Source organism: Bradyrhizobium sp. 31Argb, from assembly GCF_043638955.1.
Classification (GTDB): Bacteria; Pseudomonadota; Alphaproteobacteria; order Rhizobiales; family Xanthobacteraceae; genus Bradyrhizobium.
Window position 1 is genome coordinate 1 of the sequence record NZ_JBEGDB010000521.1, and the last position, 2,280, is coordinate 2,280.

3 protein-coding genes are annotated in these 2,280 nt (G+C 56.4%); 1 reads left to right on the top strand and 2 read right to left on the bottom strand.

Features of this window, described 5'->3' with window-relative positions; translation table 11 throughout:
• Positions 1–72 precede the first annotated feature (72 nt).
• A complete protein-coding gene (locus AAFX91_RS40915) occupies positions 73–243 on the bottom strand; it encodes a hypothetical protein (RefSeq protein WP_394570265.1) in 171 nt (56 codons plus the stop codon).
• Positions 244–1,591: 1,348 nt separating this feature from the next.
• A complete protein-coding gene (locus tag AAFX91_RS40920) occupies positions 1,592–1,783 on the bottom strand; it encodes a hypothetical protein (protein ID WP_130582949.1) in 192 nt (63 codons plus the stop codon).
• Between the two features lie 169 nt (positions 1,784–1,952).
• Between AAFX91_RS40920 and AAFX91_RS40925 the strand changes: the two genes are divergently transcribed.
• A partial coding sequence (locus tag AAFX91_RS40925) for a hypothetical protein (RefSeq protein WP_394570266.1) occupies positions 1,953–2,280 on the top strand: 328 nt, incomplete at its 3' end.

Sequence of the window (2,280 nt, forward strand, 5' to 3'; positions counted from 1 at the left end):
TAGAAAGGGATCAGGAGCGGTCAGTTTCCAACTAACAAACCGGTTCAAGCGGTCCCGCTCCGCGGGTCCATTTCAGTAGCGCGTCGTAACCAGCCATTCTCCTGCCCACACGCCAGTGTGGAAACGGGACAGCCGAAGAAATTCGGCACCGTGTTTTTCAAAAATCTTCTTCGCCCGCTTGGCAATCTGGGCCATTTCGTCGGCCTTGTCGGTTTTGAAACGAGTAAATTGCACAATCGACATGGGCTACCTCCATCGTGATTTAAAATGTCCAAGAGGCATGTATCGAGCGACATTTGAGGAGCGAACCTCGATGCAATCTCGATGAAGGTTTGTCTTCATCGACTTGATCTTGGTTCAGGCTTCGCAAGCGACAACAACTCTGGCCTATCTAGGCGGATGGACTCGCATCGTCACTGGCTAAAGCAGGTAGGCTGATTATCGAGGCTTGAAACTGCTGCCGGTTTGATCGAGACGCAGCTAAGAGAGGAGGAGTGCGAAGAGCGACTTCGCAACCTCATCCGCGTCTTTTCAGCCTGCATCCTGATGTGGCCGGCGGAAGTGTGTGCCCCGGCGGATCGTGGGGATCGCGCCGGGGCGTCGCTCCCTCTCAACCGACCATTGGGCTAGGGGGCTGAGATGATCAGCGAGAGATCGCACGTCAAACGAAGCACAACCGGTGCCGGGATGTGAGTGCAAATTGTGCCAAGCCACTGCAGAATTTTGAGAAGCTTGCACGCAGGTGCCTCGTTCTTCACTTGGCAAAAACAAAAAGCGACCGGTTCATTGCGGCAAGGTCTCTACGAGGGCGCCTGAAACGAACCTTACTGTGGCCGCTTCGCCTTTCTGATGTGTTCGATGGCCGTCAAGTACGCTGCCACGGCAACCATCAGCACACCCACAGCGAACGCGACTCCTTCAAGAATCAACACGATCTTTTCCTTTCACTCATCGGGCTAGGACACCCTCTGAGCGTTCCTCTGATCATGGATATAGGACGCTCGCGCCTCGGGCGCGGCCTTCTGTGGCTTAAATTCGCGTAAGGCGCGTTTGTGTGACGGCTCGATCGCGTAGGCAATCTCGAGAGCTTGCGGTGCGGCTTTCCCGGGGCCGTCGGTGGCAGGTTTTCATGCAGCGATCTTGTCTTCCTTATCGGCGCCGCGCATGACCGTCGTCAGCACGCCGTTCGGCCTCTGTAGCGCCTTGGCCTCATCGCAGGGTGTGTAAACTGCAACACACGATACAAGCGCGAATCGCTGTAGACTGAAGTGGCGTCCTCAAACGCGCCTCCCTAGCCTTGAGCCCGTCGCAAATGGCGGGCTTCCTTCAAGACGGCGCTCGGGTCGCTGGTGTTCGCACCGGTGCACGCCTGTGTGCACCAGCGGGGTCTCCGCATTCCTACTGACTCGAATTTCATTCCCTTGTTACACGCTTCGGCATTTAATTGCCGCATCGTATTACCTGATCATATTTGCGAATGACCCGGCAGCCGCACCTGCCGGGTTTTTCGTTCCTGCCCCGAGGGGCGCTAGATTTTAGTTTTGACGCGTTTTCTTCACGCGAACCGGCATCCACTTCGCTCGAAAACGCTCTAATCCTTGAAGGCTCTGATGGACGGCTGGATCGTCAAACGGTAAGCGACCGAGCTGTCGCCGTTGAAAGTCTCCAGCGATGTACCGCAAGCGGGGCAGCGATATTCGCCTGGCTCGCCCTTCTCGGATGACAGCTCGATCCTGCGGAAGCCTGCCCCACATTTTGGGCAGGTCACGTCGTCTTTCTTCATCAGATCACCCTTCGGTATGTGCCAACGGTTTACCCTGCGCCGGGCGGCAGAGCCATGATCTGAGAGTTACGAGTGTAACAACGTGCGGAGGCGCCCGACAACCGTCGGTTCACGCTGGCGGGCCGCTCCAGTCCAAGCGACAAGTCGAAACTGGAGAATTGGTCAAGCTTTGCACAGCCAACCTTTCCTCGTTCAAGCGCCTTTCGATAAACCCGCGCTCAAGGTCCGAAAGATTGGTCCCAAGCAGCCGCCGATATCGGCTGATGTTGTTGTTATGGGCCCGCAGACGGGTGACTTTATCGTCGCTCATCGAGCCTCCAATGTGCAGAAGAAGTCAATTGTGAAGCTGTGGGAATGCCGTCGCTGCCTAACCATCGATATGAAGCTGTCGCAGGTTCAGCTCGGCCTCGACGTTCGGTGGTCGCATTGCCTCACCAAGGATGTTACCGGAGAACTGACCGTCAGGATTGGGGCGGCGATACCGAATCGGATCGGTG

What these genes read in the sequence shown, in the direction of transcription:
- AAFX91_RS40915 (WP_394570265.1), bottom strand. Translation starts at nt 243, where the DNA reads ATGTCGATTGTGCAATTTACTCGTTTCAAAACCGACAAGGCCGACGAA.
- AAFX91_RS40920 (WP_130582949.1), bottom strand. Translation starts at nt 1,783, where the DNA reads ATGAAGAAAGACGACGTGACCTGCCCAAAATGTGGGGCAGGCTTCCGC.